Source organism: Maribellus comscasis (assembly GCF_009762775.1).
Lineage (GTDB): Bacteria > Bacteroidota > Bacteroidia > Bacteroidales > Prolixibacteraceae > Draconibacterium > Draconibacterium comscasis.
In genome coordinates, this window is sequence record NZ_CP046401.1 from 1,477,867 (window position 1) to 1,492,887 (window position 15,021).

At 37.3% G+C, this 15,021-nt stretch carries 13 protein-coding genes; 8 read left to right on the forward strand and 5 right to left on the reverse strand.

Annotated features, from left to right (window positions below; all coding sequences use genetic code 11):
* The first annotated feature begins 15 nt into the window (after positions 1-15).
* Together GM418_RS06125 and GM418_RS06130 are read left to right on the forward strand one after the other, a co-directional pair.
* The gene (locus GM418_RS06125) at positions 16-1,140 is read left to right on the forward strand and encodes a metallophosphoesterase family protein (protein ID WP_158864191.1); all 1,125 of its coding nucleotides are present in this window, start codon (positions 16-18) and stop codon (positions 1,138-1,140) included.
* A 131-nt stretch (positions 1,141-1,271) separates the two neighbouring features.
* A complete protein-coding gene (locus GM418_RS06130; protein ID WP_158864193.1) occupies positions 1,272-3,248 on the forward strand; it encodes a DUF2079 domain-containing protein in 1,977 nt (658 codons plus the stop codon).
* A gap of 38 nt (positions 3,249-3,286) precedes the next feature.
* Here the strand turns inward: GM418_RS06130 and GM418_RS06135 are convergent, their stop codons facing one another.
* From GM418_RS06135 to GM418_RS06145, 3 genes are all read right to left on the reverse strand, one after another.
* Positions 3,287-5,149 carry a hypothetical protein gene (locus tag GM418_RS06135; protein WP_158864195.1) on the reverse strand — a complete coding sequence of 621 codons (1,863 nt, stop codon included), beginning with the start codon at positions 5,147-5,149 and terminating at the stop codon, positions 3,287-3,289.
* A 20-nt stretch (positions 5,150-5,169) separates the two neighbouring features.
* Positions 5,170-5,877: a glycosyltransferase family 2 protein gene (locus GM418_RS06140; protein WP_158864197.1), complete on the reverse strand. Its 708-nt coding sequence runs from the start codon at positions 5,875-5,877 to the stop codon at positions 5,170-5,172.
* A gap of 81 nt (positions 5,878-5,958) precedes the next feature.
* Positions 5,959-7,596, reverse strand: coding sequence for an ArnT family glycosyltransferase (locus GM418_RS06145; protein WP_158864199.1), 1,638 nt, complete (start codon positions 7,594-7,596; stop codon positions 5,959-5,961).
* Between the two features lie 151 nt (positions 7,597-7,747).
* On the opposite strand from GM418_RS06145, the gene GM418_RS06150 reads away from it, so the two are divergent.
* Genes GM418_RS06150 through GM418_RS06160 form a run of 3 tightly spaced genes read left to right on the forward strand, consistent with a single transcriptional unit; the run spans position 7,748 to position 11,942 of the window.
* Entirely contained in the window at positions 7,748-9,967 is a 2,220-nt protein-coding gene (locus GM418_RS06150; RefSeq protein WP_158864201.1) for an APC family permease, read from the forward strand.
* Positions 9,968-10,026: 59 nt separating this feature from the next.
* The gene (gene coaD, locus GM418_RS06155; protein ID WP_158864203.1) at positions 10,027-10,512 is read left to right on the forward strand and encodes a pantetheine-phosphate adenylyltransferase; all 486 of its coding nucleotides are present in this window, start codon (positions 10,027-10,029) and stop codon (positions 10,510-10,512) included.
* 11 nt (positions 10,513-10,523) lie between these two features.
* On the forward strand, positions 10,524-11,942 hold the full coding sequence (locus tag GM418_RS06160; protein ID WP_158864205.1) for a TlpA family protein disulfide reductase: 1,419 nt from the start codon (positions 10,524-10,526) through the stop codon (positions 11,940-11,942).
* On the opposite strand, the gene GM418_RS06165 is transcribed toward GM418_RS06160, so the two are convergent.
* Positions 11,930-12,553, reverse strand: a complete 624-nt coding sequence (locus GM418_RS06165; protein WP_158864207.1) for an NUDIX hydrolase — start codon at positions 12,551-12,553, stop codon at positions 11,930-11,932. The two genes, GM418_RS06160 and GM418_RS06165, sit on opposite strands and share 13 nt — an antisense overlap.
* Before the next feature lie 31 nt (positions 12,554-12,584).
* Here GM418_RS06165 and pyrE point away from each other — a divergent pair, with 31 nt between their 5' ends.
* Entirely contained in the window at positions 12,585-13,217 is a 633-nt protein-coding gene (gene pyrE, locus GM418_RS06170) for an orotate phosphoribosyltransferase (RefSeq protein WP_158864209.1), read from the forward strand.
* A 70-nt stretch (positions 13,218-13,287) separates the two neighbouring features.
* Entirely contained in the window at positions 13,288-13,737 is a 450-nt protein-coding gene (locus GM418_RS06175) for an SRPBCC family protein (RefSeq protein ID WP_158864211.1), read from the forward strand.
* A 21-nt stretch (positions 13,738-13,758) separates the two neighbouring features.
* Here the strand turns inward: GM418_RS06175 and GM418_RS06180 are convergent, their stop codons facing one another.
* On the reverse strand, positions 13,759-14,502 hold the full coding sequence (locus GM418_RS06180; RefSeq protein WP_158864213.1) for a biotin--[acetyl-CoA-carboxylase] ligase: 744 nt from the start codon (positions 14,500-14,502) through the stop codon (positions 13,759-13,761).
* A gap of 145 nt (positions 14,503-14,647) precedes the next feature.
* On the opposite strand from GM418_RS06180, the gene rsfS reads away from it, so the two are divergent.
* Positions 14,648-15,019, forward strand: a complete 372-nt coding sequence (gene rsfS, locus GM418_RS06185; RefSeq protein ID WP_158864215.1) for a ribosome silencing factor — start codon at positions 14,648-14,650, stop codon at positions 15,017-15,019.
* Positions 15,020-15,021 lie beyond the last annotated feature (2 nt).

A 15,021-nucleotide genomic window follows, 5' to 3' on the forward strand; every position in this document is an offset into this window, starting at 1 on the left:
ATAGGAACAAGCCAAATGATACGTTATATTATTCTCACTTTATTTATTCTTTTTATTCTTGATGCTGATGCCCAAACCGATTCTGTTAAGTACTCATTTTTTGTTGCTGGTCATACCTACGGAAAACCGGGTGTAAACAACATTGGATTACATCCCCCTTTAAAACAAAAATTTGGATACATAAAAGAACGCCCGGAAATAAAGTTCGGTATTTTAACCGGAGATATTGTTTACCCCAACCCGGTTGCCCAAGATTGGGACGAAGTTGATGCAGATATCGATTCTCTCGGGCTGCCTGTTTATTTTGCAGTAGGAAACCATGATATGGAAAACAGGGAGCTTTTTGAAAGCAGGTATGGCAGCACCTATTATTCGTTTACGTTTGAAAATGACTTATTTATCTTTTTAGATCCCAACATCGATGCCTGGAATATTTCGGGCGAGCAACTGCTTTTTTTGAAAAATACAGTAGAAGAATACAAGGAAGATGTGGATAATATCTTTGTCTTTTTTCATCAAATGTTATGGAGGGAAAACAATAACAAGTATTCGGTTATTTACCCGAATTCTTTTGCAGGAAGAGCCGGTTCCATTAATTTCTGGTCTGAGATAGCCCCGTTGTTCCTGTCGTTGGAGAACAATGTATTTATGTTTGCCGGTGATTTTGGGGCAGCCGACTGGAGCGATGATTTTATGTATGATAGTTACAGCAATATTAGCCTCATTGGGAGCGGAATGGGTGAAGGCCCGGGTGATAACTTTGTGGTAACGAACATTCACTCAGACAAAACAGTAACTTATGACCTTATTTGTTTAAACGATAGTTTACTCCACTGCTTTGGCGAATTGACGGATTATCGTTTGACACCGCAAAAAATAACGTCGGTTGGAAACGCAACGGAAAACATTAAAGTATATCCCAATCCAACACATCGGGATTTTACAGTGGATTTTACTTCCCCCTTTGGAAAATTTGTTACTTTTTTTCTGTTTAATCCACAGGGAGGTAAAGTATTTGAAAAAAAAGTAGCAGCAAATTCAAAAGTAAGTTTCGCCCCCGTGATAAAAAGTGGCGTTTACATTTTCAGAGCTGAAATAGACGGGAAAATTATAAAATCGGGTAAATTGGTTATCCTGTAGCAATCTTTTTGCTGAATGCCTACTCGTGAAAAGAATCAAAACAACAAATGATTAAAACTCCCCCAAAAGCATACATTTTACTCCGCATTATTTTTTAAGTTTGCATACATAATTTGAAGTGATCTCTAACAATGAAGATTCGGTTCCGTCAAAAGCACATTCCGTATTTTATCCTCGTTTTTTTTGGCATTCTCCTTTTTACAATGGGAATTACCAATCACTACCTGTTTCGCACCGTAACGTTTGATTATGGCAACTATAATTTTGCTTTCTGGGACTATTCCCATTTCAAAATAAGCCCCATCCCCTATTTCCGAAGCAATTTTTTACAAGATCATTTTTCTTTCACGCTCATGTATTTTGTTCCGGTCTTTTGGTTGCTAAACTGGCTAACACACTCCTATACTTTAATAATTATTCAAAACGCCTTAATTTTAATTGCAGCCTGGTACACATATAAAACCATAAAACTGAAAACCGATAATGTATGGCTCGGTGCTGGTGTTCTGCTTTATTATTTTTTACTTTTGGGAAGGTACACTTCATTTTCTGCAGATGTAAATCTGGCCATCATTTCATCGTGTTTTATCCCGATATTCATTTATTATTTTGTGACAAAAAAATATGTCACTGCACTGGTTATTTTTATTCTTTCACTTTTCTCGCGGGAAAATATTCCACTGTGGTTTATTTTTATTTTTATCGTCCTGATTTTGGAAAACAGAAAAGATAAAAAGGCCGTGAAATACTGTTTTTCAGGAATTTTTATTTCCATCATTTATTTTATCCTTTTGTTTAAAGTCTTTATTCCTTCAATAGAAACAAAAAATGTTGGTTATACTTTGTTTAATTATTCAGCTCTGGGAGCCACACCCGGCGAAGCAATTTTATATATTCTCCGTCACCCTGTGGAATCAATCAAACTGTTTTTTGTAAATCATCTGGACGATCCGGCCTATAACGGAGTTAAAGCTGAATTTTATCTCGTTTACATTATTTCGGGCGGATTTGTTCTTCTGGCAAAACCAAAATATTTAATTTGGTTTATCCCCATAATTGCGCAAAAAGTATTAAATGATGTTCCTACACGCTGGGGAATTGCCACCTACTATTCCGTTGAAGTGGTAACCCTGCTGCCATTGTCTGTTTTTCTGACATTGTCTTCTGTTAAATCGCATTCATTTCAAAAAGTTCTTACCATACTTGTGTGCACAGCTACTGTTTCAGTAACGACACATAAACTGGAGCGCTCCAACAACAGGATTCCCTATACGTTAAACCCCTCGAAGGTAAAAATTTATGACAAACACTTCTTCGAGGCACCGTTCAATGTAAAAAAAGTCAACCGTTTGTTGAAACAAATCCCGTCGCAAGCCAGCGTAAGTGCGTCAAACACTATTTTACCCCATTTGGCACAGCGACAAAAAATTTATTTCTTCCCGGTTATAAAAGATGCCGGGTATATTGTTTTTTCCGTTTACGACAATAATTACCTGCATTCTCAAATGGGGAATGAAAAAATAAGGAACAATTATCTCTCCAGCCCGGATTGGAAAATTGCTGCCAAAGAATTTCCGGTATTTCTTTTAAAAAGAGACACCACATCATCCCAAAGAAAAGAATCTGCAAATATTATTTTTAACAAGACCGACACCTTAACTTGCGATTTTGAAAAAACGGACACAATTTCCGGTTACACACTCTTTTCTGATGGTGAAAAGGCTGAAATGGCAAAATACCTCACAAACGAAAAATCGTTAAGCGGAAACCACAGTATAAAACTTTCTCAAGAGAACAGATACGGTACCAGGATATGGCTCCGCAACCTAAGTCAATATGATTACCTCGAAATAAGTCTCTGGGGTTATAGCCAGGAAAAAAACCAGGTGCATATTGTTGCAGAATATCTAAAAGATTTTGATTTCTATTCAAACGAAAGCGACACTACAAATGCGTCGGGTTGGCAAAAATATGTGTTAAATTTCTGGATTCCAAAACAAACAGATCGAAAGGATTGTGCTTTCTTTTTCAGAGGAAGCGGCGAAAGCCCGGTTTACATAGATGATTTGAAAGTGGTTAAAAAAGTGTTAGCCTCAAATATTCCCTAAAAGAAAAAAAGGAATTAACAGACGACAAATAACAACAACTAGTAACTTTTTAAATTAACAGCCAACTTTTTTAACAGAACTTTCTTCCTGTCCTTGTTCCACACATAAATTTTTATTGCAGTTGAATCGGGCAAGTCTGCCGGAATTTTTATATCAAGCAGGAGATTGCTCCAGTTACCGTTTGCAGCAATAAGCTCCTTTTTTTCGTAACGCAGATTTTTTGTGCCGTTTTCCACCGAAAAAATCAACAATACTTCATCTTTTCCCAAATTCGCTTCACTTCTGTAATCTAATCTGACATTAAATTCCAAAGTATTTTTTTGTTTTATTTCATAGCTCATTATTGTGATGCCCGGACCATACTCCTGTCTTTCGTCCAATACAAACACTTTCTCTCCATCAACTTCAGTTACATTGTTTTCGTTATGCTCAAAAGTTAAAACTTTTTCGATGGCTGAGCTTGCATTTTGAGACGAAATCCGTTCCCTGTTTTTTTCAAAAATATGAATGCTGTAGTCATACCCTCCCAGAACGGTAATCTTCTCCAGCGGTAAGTATGATTTTATTTCCTTCAGATAAGGATCATCTTTTAGGTTATCAAGTTGCACCCCTCCCTCGTTAGGGCCAAAGTGGGCATCCCATACCAATAAGTCGCCCCATTCCATGTTATTCGAAGGCTGTATTTTGTCGCTTACCCCCCAGGCACTTTGTGTTTGATCATAGGGATCCAGTCCCAAATGAAAAACCAACATGGGGTTAAAATAAAATATTCTCCCTGCAGGTTTATTTTCCTGAATATATGTTGCACTCTTTTCTATTAATTTGTCGGTGGGAGGAGCCTTCAGCGGCACCTGATTTGTTCCAAAAAACATTATAATTTGGACTACAACAAACACAGCCATTAAAGCCCTGGCTGCCTGTGTTTTTTTTATCACTTTGAAAACAAACTCAATACCTTTGCCTGCTGTTAAAGCAGCCAAAGGAATAACACCTCCGATAACACGGGTTAATCCAAGAGAACCGCCAACACCTTTCCACCAAACATAACTATGTGCTGCAAAATAAGCTATCCAACTTCCTGCAATTACAATAAACAGAATGGTATTCCGGTTTGTCAGCGAAAATTTCCTGAGAAGTTCTGAAGACCAGTAAAAAAGTCCCGTTATCAAAAGAACAAGAAACGGAACCCCAAAAATAAAGTTACTGTTCTTTACAAAATGGAAGAGACTACCGCTTCCGTAAACACTCTCACCTGTGGGATACGGAAAATGATGAATCAGCCATAAAATATCATCAAAAACCCAAAAGCCTATTAACGAATAAAACAATGTACCTGTTGCAAGAAAAAAGACAGATCGATACGAACGGGCCAAAATAAAAGCAAGTGCAAAAACCGGAAAAAATACAATTCCTTCAGAACGAACATAGGGGATAAACGACAAAATTAAAGCAGAAAGAATGTATTTATTTTTTACAAAAAAGTAAACAGAAACAATAAGTACAAAACTAAAAAGCACCTCGGTAAGGCAAGAATTCATTAGGATGAAATATACGGGTGCAAAAGCGGCAAGAACAACTGTAAACAATCCGGCCTGAGGAAAAAATTCTTGTGAAAGTTTAAAAATAAACCATAAAGTTACCATTGCAACCAACAGATTAAAAGACTGAGCACCCTTAAATCCCAACAATGCAAAGGGCGCTGAAAATGTTGTATACAAAGGTTTACCCCAGAGATCGAGAAACAGTTGAGGGTACTTAAATGAGTAGCGTGCAATTTGAAAGTGCGACACGCTGTCGGCCCCTCCAAAAGTCTTTTCATTTAAAAACAACAAAACGACCTGCAACACTGTGAGCAGGAAAAAAAACAGAAAGAGCAAACGTTTTTCCGGGCTTCTTTTCATTTATATTATCGTTATTTTTTTTAAAAAATATTATACTTCAATACACACCACAAGGCTCTGAAACCGTCTTTTGCATTAATTTTTTTGCCTTCTTCGTAGGTACGGCCGTAATAAGAAATACCAATTTCATAAATACGGACATTGGGCACTCTCGATATTTTTGCGGTAACTTCCGGTTCAAAACCAAATCTCTGTTCTCTCAAATTTAATCCCTTGATAATTTCTGCGCGAAACATTTTGTAACACGTTTCCATGTCAGTCAGGTTGAGATTGGTAAACATGTTCGAAATAAATGTAAGAAATTTGTTGCCGATTGAATGCCAAAAAAACAAAATCCGGTGCGGATTTCCTCCCATAAACCGGGAACCGTAAACAACATCAGCATTCCCCTCGGCAATTGGTTTGAGCATGTTGTTATATTCCCGTGGATCATATTCCAGATCAGCATCCTGAATTACAATACAGTCGCCAGTCGCCTCAGCTATTCCACGATGAAGTGCAGCTCCTTTTCCCTTATTCTCAGTTTGATGAAAAAATTTAATATCGGCATCCGGGTGATTATTAATATATAGCTCAATCACTGCTGCAGAGTTATCGTCCGAGTAGTCATTTACAATAATTATTTCCTTTTTGTATCCATAATCCAACTGAGCTTTTATTATACGATCCAATATTACTTCAATGGTTTTTTCCTCGTTGAAAACCGGAACTATAATTGACAATTTCATTTTTAGGTCAGCTAAATTTTACATATTGAATAATTATTCAAAGATAAAAGTATCGTTCGTTTTTATTTTAAAATCGAAAAATTACTTCCCCGAAATCCGGATTAAATAGTTTGTTTTTAAATTACTCTCGCGTGTTGCAGGATTTAAAAACCGTCCGTTTAAATGGTTCATACCATGTTGACGAATCACAAACGCCGTATCTGTTTTATATTCCAAATGTGAAATCTCTTCGAATTTTGTAGAATTTGTATACACCCAACTACCCGGCCGTTCAAGCACTTCAAACAATTTCTCCCAGGTATCAATATTGCCCACAGAATCTTTAGCCATAAAAAACAATTCGTATTCTTCCAGATCAAAATTATACAGTTTGTCATTTTCATTTCTGTTTTGCTGATAAATCCGAACCACTTGTCTTGCCCCCTGGTAGTCATATAAATGGGGAATAACAGAAACATTCAGAAACAAACTTAAAGTTCCGGCCAGAACAAATGAAACCAAAATGACACGTAATGATTTCTTGTTTTGAAATCGGAAAGCAAAAATTACTGCAATTAAAAAAAACAGTATCAACGCGATTGGCAACCAGCCATTATTTCCCTGATTGATGAATAACGCAAGGCCAAATACCAGAAGTATTATTCCAATGACAGCCCATTGAAAGCCCTGAACCGATTTTTCTGTCTTTGTCGAAGATGAAACGTTTTGTGCCATCCATCTGCCGGTCAACACAGCAATGGGGAAAACGGCCATTAAAAAATAGTTCGGCGATTTCCCTTTGGCAATGCTTAAAATGACTGTAAAAATCAAAACACTTCCCAATAACGCAATTCCCCAAACATCACTCTTCTTTTTTGAGAACCAACTTTTTATTTCAGAAAAAACTGCAAATACCACAAATACCGTCCAGGGAAGAAAAATCCACAAAGAATTGTACAGATAAAAAAACGGATCGTTACTCGAACCGGCATATTCACCCGAAATACGACCAAAATTATTGGTGATAAAAAAGAAACGAATTCCTTCCGTTCCAAAACTTTTATATAAATGAACAAGTGACGGTGAAACTACAATAAATGCGATTATAATTCCAAAAAACCATTTTGGATGAAAAATGTGACGATAATCTTTCCGGGCAATCAAATAAATAAAAACCATAAAAAAAGGGATTACCGCCCCCACCGGTCCCTTGGCAAGCATTGCCAGTCCCACACCAACAAAACCCCAAAAAAAATGAATCGGGGTGCCTGATTTCAGGAAAGCAGTAAGTTGCCAAAGCGCCAGAATCACACCGGTTTGTAAAACAGTATCTGTATGAATATCCAAAAGATACAGTACAAATACCTGCGACGTTCCGGCAATTAAAGCAGCATATTTACCAGCAGTTTTTGAATACAATAATTTACCCAAACGATAAGTAAAATATACTCCGGCCAGTGCCCAGAGCGTAGGAAATATTTTAAAAGCAAAGTTTGTATTTCCAAAGATTTTAATCCCCAGTCCGGCCAGCCAAAAAAGCAGGTGTGGTTTCTGATCATATAACTCTTTGTTGATTTTAAGTGTCAGCCAATCATGCGACTCAACCATTTGCCTGGCAATTGCTGCATACAATCCGGAATCGCCCGTTAAATCAATAAAAAGCCCAAAAATATAGGCCAGCACAAGAAGTAAAAAAGCATAGCCCCACAAAATATTTTTATACGATTTCTTCACAGGCATCCGGCAAAATTAGTCTTTTGAACAAAATAACGATTAAAGTTGACAGGTAGTTTGTGCGGTAAAATAAAAATAGTTTTAAGGGAATATTTTGATAATCGATTTGTTTTTTCAGATTTTTACTCCAATTTTAAAATTATAAAACGATCAACTTATGGCTAAATCGCTGGTAAATACCAATGCAAAATTTGGCACAATGCCAGTTTTTCTTACTGCTCTGTCAACTATTCTTGGGGCTATTTTATTTCTTCGTTTTGGTTGGGCCGTTGGCCAGGTGGGTTTTTTTGGTGTAATCGGAATCATTTTGCTGGGGCATGTGGTAACCATTCCAACAGCATTTGCTGTTGCAGAAATTGCCACAAATCAACGTGTACAGGGTGGAGGAGCCTATTACATCATCAGCCGGTCGTTTGGATTAAATATTGGAGGAGCGATTGGCATTGCACTTTATCTGTCGCAGGCTATTAGCGTTGCTTTTTATGTCATTGCTTTTGGAGAAGCTTTTGAGCCAGTAATTGAATGGATAGCCCAAAACTATGGTTTTTATATCCCCGACCGTCGCTGGATTTCCATACCCACCATGTCCCTTCTTTCTTTGCTCATCCTTTTTAAAGGAGCCAACGTTGGCATGAAAGCATTGTATGTTGTTGTTGCAGTCCTTCTAACCTCATTGGTCATGTTTTTCCTGGGAGACTCACCTATAAAACCACAGGAAATAAATTTTCATGCACACATTTCAAATAACCTCAATTTCTTTTTTGTTTTTACCATCATTTTCCCTGCTTTCACAGGCTTGGCTGCTGGCTTGGGCTTATCAGGAGATTTGAAAGATCCAAAAAAATCAATCCCCAGAGGAACACTTTGGGCGACTGTTGTTGGCATGTTGGTTTATGTTGCCATTGCATACAAATTTGCAATTTCAGCATCACCTTACGATTTAGTAAGCGACCAGTTGATAATGAGTAAAATTGCTGTTTGGGGGCCGATTATACCAATCGGGCTGGCTGCAGCTTCACTGAGTTCAGCGCTTGGTTCGATTATGGTTGCACCACGAACATTACAGGCCTTGGGATTTGATGATATTTTTCCCCAAAAAGGACTAAATCGTTGGTTTGCCAGAGGGAAGAAAAAAGACAACGAACCGGTAAATGGTTCGCTGATTACCATAATCATAGCATTTGTTTTTGTAGTTGTAGGTGATGTTGACTTTGTGGCTCAAATCATATCCATGTTTTTTATGGTGACCTATGGTGCCATTTGTCTTATATCTTTCCTTGAACATTTTGCCGCCGATCCGGCATACCGCCCAACATTCCGCTCCAACTGGTATATCTCACTAATAGGTGCACTTTTTTCCTTTTGGCTGATGTTCCAGATGAACGCTCCCTATGCAGCCACCTCTCTGGTTATCATGTCAATTATCTACTATATTATCATGCTCAACAACGAGGAAAATCAAGGCCTGAACAAACTTTTCAAAGGCGTTATTTTTCAGTTGAGCCGGCAACTTCAAATTATGCTACAGCGCGCCGACAGCAGCGAAAAAGAAACCAGTTGGCGCCCGTTTGGAGTTTGTATCTCACACGATACATTTAAGCGACGTTCGGCCTTTGACATTATGCGGTGGTTGTCCTATAAATATGGCTTCGGAACATACATTCATTTTATAAAAGGCTATCTCAACGAAAAAACAACAGAAGAATCAAAAAAAGTACTTGACCGCTTAATTCTACTTTCAGCGGGAAGTAAAAACAGGGTTTACCTCGACACTATAATTTCACCATCGTACACGTCGGCAATAGCTCAGGTTGTGCAGCTCTCTGGCATTTCCGGCAAAGGAAATAACCTTATCCTTTTTGAATTTTCGAGAACAGACCCGGGAAACTTAAAGGAAATTACAGCCAATTACGGACTCGTAGAATCTGCAGGTTTTGACATTTGTATTTTAAATACCTCGTATAAAAGTTTTGGCTACAAAAACGAAATTCATATTTGGATTAGCCCCGAAGATTACCGGAATGCAAACCTGATGATTTTGCTGGGGTATATTATTTTGGGGCACCCCGACTGGAAAAAAGGCAAAATAAAAATATTTGCACTTTACCCGGAAGAACTAATGGAGGAAAAACGGAAACAGTTGATGGAGCTTATAAAAACCGGTCGTTTGCCCATAAGCCCTTCAAATATTTCTATGGTTCCGTTTGATACTCAAAACAGAAAAGAAGTGATCACCAGGTACTCGGCCGATGCTGATTTAACCCTCATCGGATTTACTTCCGAAATGTTGACAAAAATTGAGGAACTTTCTGAAGGATATCAGGATTTAGGTAACATTTTGTTTGTGAGTGCAAACCGGGCAAAAGCAATAAATTAATTTACAAGGCGTTTTTTCAAAACAGTTTTAAAGCTTATTTTAGAAGCAAAATTTGAAAGATGGATAAGATAGCCATATTCCCCGGATCATTCGATCCTTTTACCGTTGGACATGAATCGATCGTAAGAAGAGCCGTATCTATGTTTGACAAAATTATTGTAATGATCGGTTTTAATGCCAACAAAAAATCCTTCTATTCGGTTGAAAAAAGGTTACGATGGATTAATCAGGTATTTGATAAAGAAGACAAAATTGAGGTTCGTATCCACGAAGGACTGACCATCGATTTTTGTAAAGAAGTGGGGGCAAAATATATTTTAAGAGGTTTGCGAACTTCGTCTGATTTTGAATACGAACGAGCCATTGCCCAAATAAACAAAAAAATGCATCCCGAAATTGAAACGGTGTTTCTGCTTACTTTACCGGAGCATACTCCTGTTAATGCATCAATTATACGTGATATTGTTTTACATGGCGGAGATGCCAGCATGTTTCTTCCCAAAGGATTAAACATGGATGAATTCAAAATGGAAAACAAAGACTAAATTTTTTGTTCATGAACAAGTTATCTGTTCTGACCATTATCCTGCTTTTATTTGGGAAAGCAGCTTTTTCTACTGTTTTGGAAGGTCAAAACCGGGAATATGCAGGAAAAAGAATTGCGTTTTACACCTATTCCGACCCGATTGCGAAAAACGAACTGGAACTGTTTTCGATTAAGTTTGGCAGTGACGGACATTTCAGGACAGAAATTCAGCTTACTAAAACAACATTTGTTTTTTGTTATTTTGGAATTTACAGAGGCGAATTTTTCCTCGAACCGGATAAAACGATTCAACCCGTTTTCCCTCCATACCGGGAAAAATCGTTTGCCGATCAAAAAAATCCATTTTTTGAGCCTGTTCTTTTTTGGTTTAAACAAAAAGACTCCCAGGGTTTAAATCAAAACATACTCGACTTTGAAGCCCGTTTTGGCCAACTTACCAATAGCGAAAAATATTTTAACCGGCTTTATTTTAAACAATCACGCGAAGTTTACGACTCAATTGTTTTCATTCTCAACAACGATTTCCCAAAATCCAATAATTCTGTTTTTGAAAACCACAAAAAACTCAAAATAAAATTTTTAGAATCTGAAGTTTTCAGACAAAACCCGGAGGACGGCTCTGCAATTCTCTCTACTGTTCCCCCGGATTACTGGCAGCATCCCGCATTTATAAGTTACTTCGAAAGAATTTTCACCAACAGGCTCAGTTTTGATGCAAAATCGAAAGATGGCGATAAAATCAAAAATGCCATCGCCCGGCTTGATGCCGACTATCTGACCGGTTTCGTAAAAAACAAATACAATTTAACCGGCCAGGTTATACAACTTGCAACATTAAAAATGCTTTACGATGCTTTTTATTCCGGTGAATTTCCCCGTTCGGCTATTATTCAGCTGCTGGAGTCAGAACAATGGAAAAAAAATTCGTCGGAGATAATTATTACTTATACAAAAAATGTAATCGAAAAACTTACATTTTTACTTCCCGGTGTAAAAGCTCCGGTAATCTGTTTAAAAGACATAAATGGGCACCACAAATGTTCAGACGACAACAAAGACAAATTTAAATATTTGATTTTTGCCGACGCTGAGATGATAGTTTGTCAGGAACATTTAAAATATTTGGCCAAAATTGAAGAACAGTTTCAGCAACACCTGGAAATTATTCCGGTAATGCGGAAAACCGATATTATTGAAATGAAAATGTTTCTCGATAAAAACCAGATTCCGGGAAAGCAACTCGTTGACGAGACAGGCGAATTTATTCGCAAATATAAAATAAAGGCATTTCCCAGCTGTTTTCTTCTTGATGAAAATCATAAAATTGTTTTTGAAAACACCAAAGCTCCTCTCGACGGGTTTGAGCAACAATTTGGTTCCTTTCTGCAACAAGAACTTTTCAAACGACAAAGAAATCAAACCCGGTAAAGATTGATTATTTGTTTTAGATTTTCGTAAGTATTTTCCAAAACCTCGCCGAGTTCAGCAGGTGCAAACCATTTTATTTTTGTAATGCCTTCTTCTTGCTGAGGGACACCTGTTTGTGCTCCACTGTAATTCATATCATACCAAAATGTTTCTTTAAAAATCCACTCACCTTTGCTTTTTTTGTAAGGCGATTGGTAAACATGATAAGTTGAAGGTAATTCTCTGGCAATTTGTAATCCGGTTATTCCACATTCTTCCTCCACCTCCCGAATGGCCGCGTCGCTGGTTGTCTCACCTTCCTCTACTTTACCTTTTGGTAAATCCCACACTCCATTTCTTAGTATAAATAACAGCTTCCCTTCACCATTAAAAACAACTCCGCCGGCAGCATCAATTTGTATAAAAGCCGATTTAAATACTTCAAAAAAATCAACAGGAGATGAATGAGTTAAAACAGTCTCAGTGGCATTATCCAAAATAAAATTATAAAACCACCTCCGGACATCAAAAACATTAAATGAATCGGTGCTCTGAATGGTTGTTTTATTTAATGTTATATTCTCCCGGGTGGAAATGTTTATCAATTTTTGATTAAAAAAAACTTTATACATTTGTTCTTAATTAAAAAATTACTGCAAAATTATGGAATCAACTCAAATTGAAGTAACAAAAAAATTACTTGAAATAAATACGATAAAAATACAGCCGTCAAGCCCTTTTACCTGGGCATCGGGATGGAAGTCGCCCATATATTGCGATAACCGAAAGATACTTTCTTATCCGGAAACCCGGACATTTATCTGCGATAAATTTGTGGAATTAATCCGGGAAAAATACCCCGATGCAGAAGTAATTGCAGGGGTTGCAACCGGTGCAATTGCACACGGCGTATTGGTAGCTGACAAACTTGGATTACCATTTATTTATGTTCGTTCCAAACCCAAAGGACACGGACTGGAAAACCTGATTGAGGGAGACCTGAAACCCGGACAAAAAGTGGTAATTATTGAAGATTTGGTATCAACCGGTGTAAGTAGCCTGAAAGCTGCGGAAGCTGTGAGCAATTTTGGAGGAGAAGTAGTTGGAATGGTGGCAATTTTCACCTATAATTTTCCACATGCAAAAGAAAACTTCAAAAAAGCAAAAGTTGAACTGACAACATTAAGCCGGTACCAGATTTTAATCGACCTTGCCCTGGCAGAGGGAGAAATTACAAAGGAAGAAGTTGAATCGCTGATGGAATGGCGCGAAGACCCGGCAAACTGGGGTAAATAGTAGAATTTTTGGAAACCAAGGATAGAGATCCCGCTTATGCGGGATTTTTTTTCATTACAAACAGAAAGTTATGAGTTTACACAAATATGTAAGTGACGTAAAAATAATTGACCAAAACGAACAGGTTGTTTTTAATTACCTTTCCAATTTTGAAAATCTGGCGGCTTATCTCAATTCAGGATTGATTGAAAAAATAACCAAACAAGTACCGCAGGTTAAAATTACCGATTTCCAATCCGACCGTGATTCCTGCAAATTTAAAATTACCGGGATGGGAGTTGCTGAAATTAAAATTGTAAACCGCGATCCTTTTAAAACCATCAAAGTTGAAAGTTCGGGGAGCCTCCCGCTGAGTTTTACTTTTTGGATTCAACTGTTACCTGACGATGCCTTTAAAACAAAAATGAGGCTCACATTACACGCAGAAATGAGCATGATGATAAAAATGATGGCAGGAAACAAACTGGAGGAAGGTATCAACCAATTGGCTGACACACTGTCTAAACTTCCTTATAAATAAATTCCGGCTCCTCCGCTGAAATCAAAAAATATACTCAACTTCCTTAAACATATACTCAGAAAGTTTTCCATTTTGCCTCTTTAAAATCAATTGGCCGAATTCACCAATTCCAATAATCTTTGCTTTAAATTCACCATCTCCGTCTTTAAAGATACTCCACATATTTTTTCGAAAAAGCCGCTCAAAATACATGGAATCGATATATTCAAAATCTCCATTTGCTAATCTCTGATACCACTTAAAAATTAGTTCCACGATTTCATCCAGTACGTCGTGAATATTGTATTCTTTGCCTGTAATTTGTTGTAACGAAACCGGATTTGGAGCGCCGGAAACAAACTCTTTTTGGTTCAGGTTTAAACCAATTCCCAGCACCGATGAAAAAATATTTCTTCCTTTTACACCATTTTCTATCAAAATGCCGGCGATCTTTCTACTTCCCAGATACAAATCGTTGGGCCATTTTATCGACACATCCAAAGTTTTGCTATTAAGGAAGTCATACAAAGCAAGGCTAACAATCTTTGATATAGCAAATTGTCTTTCAGCGGGTAAAAATCCGGGGAACAAAATTATGCTGGTCAGTAAATTTTTTCCTTTTTCACTTTCCCAGTAATTGCCACGTTGTCCTCTGCCTTTCTCCTGAAAATATGCCAAAACGACAGTGCCTTCTACTGCCTGTTTCGACATAATTAACTGGTTGGCATAGTTGTTGGTAGATTCAACTGCGTTCAAAACAATATAATTTTTGTCCGAAAAATTCATACATTTTTACTTTAACTCGTCAACTTTTTATTGATGAAATGGTTTTTTACATCACAGCATGGTTGGATGCACTAAAACAGAAATGAAAATACAAAAAATGGGAATAAGGCAAAAAGATTATCTTTGTATGGTACAATAAAAATATATGACAGGGAAAAAGGAAGAAACAGACAAAACAATTGAAGCAATTCTGGAAGGAATTAACCGAATTAAAGGAAAGGAAATAACAATAATTGATTTAAATACAATACATCATACTGAATGTGGATACTTTGTAATATGCCATGGAAACTCAAATACGCAGGTAAATGCGATATCACAATCAGTTGAAGAAGTTGTTGAAAAACATACAGGAGAAAAAGCCTGGCACCGCGACGGATACAAAAACGCAATATGGATTTTAATTGATTACGGAGAGATTATGGTTCATGTTTTTCAAAAAGACGCAAGAGAATTTTATAACCTTGAAGGCCTTTGGGCTGACGCAAAAATTACAAAAATAGAAGCAGAAAATTGAAA

Bases quoted from the DNA above. Each gene is read 5' to 3' on its own strand.
- GM418_RS06125 (WP_158864191.1), top strand. From the start codon at position 16: ATGATACGTTATATTATTCTCACTTTATTTATTCTTTTTATTCTTGAT.
- GM418_RS06130 (WP_158864193.1), top strand. From the start codon at position 1,272: ATGAAGATTCGGTTCCGTCAAAAGCACATTCCGTATTTTATCCTCGTT.
- GM418_RS06135 (WP_158864195.1), bottom strand. From the start codon at position 5,149: ATGAAAAGAAGCCCGGAAAAACGTTTGCTCTTTCTGTTTTTTTTCCTG.
- GM418_RS06140 (WP_158864197.1), bottom strand. From the start codon at position 5,877: ATGAAATTGTCAATTATAGTTCCGGTTTTCAACGAGGAAAAAACCATT.
- GM418_RS06145 (WP_158864199.1), bottom strand. From the start codon at position 7,596: ATGCCTGTGAAGAAATCGTATAAAAATATTTTGTGGGGCTATGCTTTT.
- GM418_RS06150 (WP_158864201.1), top strand. From the start codon at position 7,748: ATGGCTAAATCGCTGGTAAATACCAATGCAAAATTTGGCACAATGCCA.
- coaD (WP_158864203.1), top strand. From the start codon at position 10,027: ATGGATAAGATAGCCATATTCCCCGGATCATTCGATCCTTTTACCGTT.
- GM418_RS06160 (WP_158864205.1), top strand. From the start codon at position 10,524: ATGAACAAGTTATCTGTTCTGACCATTATCCTGCTTTTATTTGGGAAA.
- GM418_RS06165 (WP_158864207.1), bottom strand. From the start codon at position 12,553: ATGTATAAAGTTTTTTTTAATCAAAAATTGATAAACATTTCCACCCGG.
- pyrE (WP_158864209.1), top strand. From the start codon at position 12,585: ATGGAATCAACTCAAATTGAAGTAACAAAAAAATTACTTGAAATAAAT.
- GM418_RS06175 (WP_158864211.1), top strand. From the start codon at position 13,288: ATGAGTTTACACAAATATGTAAGTGACGTAAAAATAATTGACCAAAAC.
- GM418_RS06180 (WP_158864213.1), bottom strand. From the start codon at position 14,502: ATGAATTTTTCGGACAAAAATTATATTGTTTTGAACGCAGTTGAATCT.
- rsfS (WP_158864215.1), top strand. From the start codon at position 14,648: ATGACAGGGAAAAAGGAAGAAACAGACAAAACAATTGAAGCAATTCTG.